Origin of the sequence: Pseudomonas sp. SJZ078, assembly GCF_007828255.1 — a bacterium.
GTDB lineage: Bacteria > Pseudomonadota > Gammaproteobacteria > Pseudomonadales > Pseudomonadaceae > Aquipseudomonas.
In genome coordinates this window covers 1-3,932 of the sequence record NZ_VIUG01000073.1, presented here as the reverse complement: position 1 = coordinate 3,932, position 3,932 = coordinate 1, and the positions used below count along the sequence as shown (strand labels likewise).

Annotated in this window: 1 protein-coding gene and 2 pseudogenes; 1 reads left to right on the top strand and 2 read right to left on the bottom strand. The window is 52.6% G+C overall.

Annotated elements, in window-relative coordinates:
- Positions 1-170: 170 nt before the first annotated feature.
- A complete protein-coding gene (locus FBY02_RS27950) occupies positions 171-2,249 on the top strand; it encodes a bifunctional diguanylate cyclase/phosphodiesterase (protein WP_144931755.1) in 2,079 nt (692 codons plus the stop codon).
- 914 nt (positions 2,250-3,163) lie between these two features.
- Here the strand turns inward: FBY02_RS27950 and FBY02_RS28960 are convergent.
- Together FBY02_RS28960 and FBY02_RS28955 are read right to left on the bottom strand one after the other, a co-directional pair.
- A pseudogene (locus FBY02_RS28960) lies at positions 3,164-3,235 on the bottom strand (transcriptional regulator); the annotation flags it as partial.
- Between the two features lie 232 nt (positions 3,236-3,467).
- A pseudogene (locus tag FBY02_RS28955) lies at positions 3,468-3,650 on the bottom strand (hypothetical protein); the annotation flags it as partial.
- Positions 3,651-3,932: the final 282 nt, after the last annotated feature.

Here is a 3,932-nt window from a genome sequence, read left to right as displayed (position 1 = left end):
TATAAAGATTTCCCTCGGCGCTCTCAGTCCCGTTGAGTATCGTGAGAGCCTGGGCTTCGCGGCATAACCAGTCCAAGTTTTTGTCCGCATCCCCATATGAGAAATCAGTTTATAGTTGCACTTTGTATAAATTACACAGCATCGCCGCGTGCGCTCTAGGATGGAAGTTCATGCTTCTCAGCAGCTACAACAGTATATTCGTCACATTTTCTGTGATTGTCGCCATTCTCGCCTCGTATACGGCCCTTAACATGGCCAGTCGGGTATCCAGCTCGACCGGAAGAGCATCAGCGTTATGGCTGATAGGTGGCTCGTTTGCCATGGGGTTCGGCATCTGGTCGATGCACTTTATCGGCATGCTCGCCTTCAACCTACCTATCTCTCTGGGCTATGACGTACCGCTCACTATTCTGTCGTTATTGATCGCAATCACTGCTTCGGCTTTTGCCCTCTGGTTGGTCTGCCAAAAAGAGTTGCCTTGGCCGCGTCTGGCCCTAGGCGGCCTGTTGATGGGTGCGGGTGTTGCCGCCATGCACTACACCGGCATGAGCGCCATGTTGATGACTCCGAGCGTCATCTACATTCCCTGGATCTTTGCCCTGTCGATTGTCATCGCGGTGCTTGCCTCGGGAGCCGCGCTGTGGATCGCTTTCCGCCTGCGTCGGGACTCAAAAAGAGCGACGTATGCCCGTATCGGTGCGTCGCTGGTAATGGGGTGTGCCATCGTCGGCATGCATTACACCGGAATGGCGGCGGCGCAGTTTCCCGTTGGAAGTTTCTGCGGCGCGGCCAACAGCGGTATCGATACCAAGTGGCTGGCCGTATTGGTGATCGTGGTGAGCCTTGCGGTATTCGCCATTGCCTTGATCATTTCCATGCTCGACGTACGTACTAACCTTCTGGCGGCATCACTCGACGAGGCCACAAGCGAACTGGTGCAGTTGGCGCTGCATGACAATCTGACCAAACTGCCAAACCGCGCTCTGCTGAATGATCGTCTTGACCAGGCCATTCAGAAAGCTAAGCGGGAAAAACGCCATTTTGCATTATTGTTCATGGACTTGGACGGATTCAAGGCCATCAACGATGCCTATGGGCACCACGCAGGCGATCTTTTGTTGATTGAGGTCTCGCGACGAATTCTCGACACAAAACGCTGCGAGGACACCGCCGCGCGTCTGGGTGGCGACGAGTTCGTTCTGCTGATCGATCCGGGCGAGCCCGAAGATGCCGCAGCACTAGCTCAACGGCTGATCGAAAGCATTGGAAATGTCTACAACATCACCCGCAATACCCTATACGTGTCGGCCAGCATCGGCATTGCCTTGTTTCCCAACGATGGCCTTACTGCGGATGAACTCATGGTCAACGCAGATGCCGCGATGTACCACGCCAAGGAACTGGGGCGCAACGGTTACTGTTTCTTTGAAAGTGCAATGAATGCCAATGCCCATCAACAGATGCAATTGCAACAGGACCTACGTCAGGCGCTGGCTCGAAGCGAATTTCTCCTGCACTACCAGCCTAAACTGCTTGCCCCCAATGGCCCGATGATCGGAGTCGAGGCCCTGATTCGCTGGGAAAATCCGCAGCTGGGCCTGGTCCCGCCTGATCGTTTTCTACCACTGGCCGAAAGGACCGGTCTTATCATTCCGATTGGTAACTGGGTGATCGACGAAGCGTGCCGGCAAATGAGCCAATGGCACGCTGAAGGACACCGGGACTGGAGCATTGCGGTCAATCTGTCCACCGTTCAACTAGGGCATGCCAGCTTGGTCAATGTCGTACGCTCGGCATTGGAGCGTCATGCGCTGGAAGCGCGCTTTCTGGTTCTGGAAGTCACTGAATCCACGGCCATGCGCGATGCCGAAGCCAGCCTGGTGATTCTTGAGCAACTGGCGGGACTGGGAGTCAGCATCTCCATTGACGACTTTGGGACGGGCTACTCCAGTCTGCTCTACCTGAAACGCCTACCCGCCAATGAACTGAAGATTGACCGTGGCTTTATCACCGAGTTGGCACAAGGCAATGATGATGCGGCGATCGTTTCGGCGATCGTTGCACTGGGTCAAACCCTGGGGCTCAAAATTGTTGCCGAGGGCGTGGAGACCGCCGAACAGCAAAACCTGCTCACGCAACTAGGCTGTCACACCTTGCAGGGCTTTTTACTTGGCAGCCCTATGACGGCAGAGCAATTGGTAAAAAGCCTGACGGCAACCGCGATTGACGAGGCGCCAGCGTCTGCTTGATGCATTCTAACCCTACCGATAGATACCGGCGGAGCTGTGTATAAACTTTTGGAGTCAATTTCTTGGTCTGAACCGGAATAAAAAACTCGCTGTGCGGCAAGTTTTAGGTCTGCTGATCGCTAATGTAAATAGGTTTGATTGCTGACCGTAATCAATCAAAGTGGAAGTTTTCGAGCTAGCGGCAATACTCCAGTTCGCATCAAAAACCATTTGATTGAATGTGGGGCGACAAATGACTTCTACCGATTATGGGCCAGATCAACCGCGATTACCGTTCATCAAGCGCTGCTTGCGTGAACCGTTACTGCACTTTCTCATCGCCAGTTTCGTACTCTTTGGGATTTAGGGTGGTTTGCACAGCTCCACCGTCAACCAAGATCCCCCAACAGATAGTGATTACCCCGAACGCCATTCAGCGCATCGAGCTATCCTGCCCCCCCTTTGGATTACCTGTAAGTGCCTGAGGTGTAGCACATCGATGATGCCGTGCGTTCATCGAACTCAGACCAGATGAAGTTACTGCTTTGCTCTGCGATCAAGTCTTCGTAGCAAACCAAACCAGGCACCTCAATCGCCGGCATTTGCTCCCGGTTACACAGCGCAATGAAAGCTTTGACGGTTTTCAACTTATGCGCCAACTGTTCGACCAGTGCGTCGAACGACAAGTCGAAAAACAGATATAGATCCTCGGCGTGATTGGCGATGAGCTCGATTTACTCGGCGAATAGCCGGGGGTTGATCGTGTGCAACACCGCGCCGATAAGCGGATGGCGTCAGAAAGGCGTGTTTGCCGGACGCTTACGGATGGCGCAGCGCCGATAGATAAACAATAGAGGTCGCCATACCGGACGCTAAACTGATTGTCGACGTTAACAAAAAGAGCCCACGCAGGGCTCTTTCTACTCAAAACGATCTTATTGAGTGCGCCATGACTCGACAACATCTGCGCCAAACTCAGTTTTCCATTCTTTCAATTGGCGATGATTAGCACCCTAATGAGATGGTCAGTTTCCCATAGACTTGTCGGATTTTTCATTCGATTTCTAATGTTTCCACCACCTAATGTGCGATAGGTCATCCGAGATCAAAGCTTTTAAGGAAGATCTGAAGCACCTATAATTTTTTATACCCTCGTGTTTGAAGCTCAAAGATTCATGAGTTGGTCAAAAAAACGACGCTTCCTGCTCTTAATTCATGATAAATACAGCCGAGCCAGCGTCATCTATTTGGGTAGCTTTTATTCGCCAGGATAACGATGCCAATGTCCTCGGAGGGGACAAAAGCCACATAGCTACCAAAGCCCTCGGAGGGGACAAAAGCCACATAGCTACCAAAGCCCTCGGAGGGGACAAAAGCCACATAGCTACCAAAGCCCTCGGTCGAACCGGTTTTGTTGACCCAGCATCTTATCTTGAGGTGCTTGCGGCGGGTCGAGCCAGCTGACTTTATGGGGCTTAAAGGCCATAGGCGTTGAGTTGCCCTCAATCCTCTCGCCGTTGATGCATGGGCACATGCCATACCAGGAATGTCGTACTCCTGCATGAGCGGTCGGATTTTTGCCTTTATCGCAGCTTCTATTCCGCCATTTGTAAGCGGCTGGGGAAGTCACCTTCCGAACTCCAGCATTAAGGGCGATGGTGTCCGCGTATTTTTAAGCGGACGCGATCGCCCTTAACGTCAGGA

Excerpts from the sequence above, each read along its gene's own strand:
- FBY02_RS27950 (WP_144931755.1), top strand. The coding sequence starts at position 171 with ATGCTTCTCAGCAGCTACAACAGTATATTCGTCACATTTTCTGTGATT.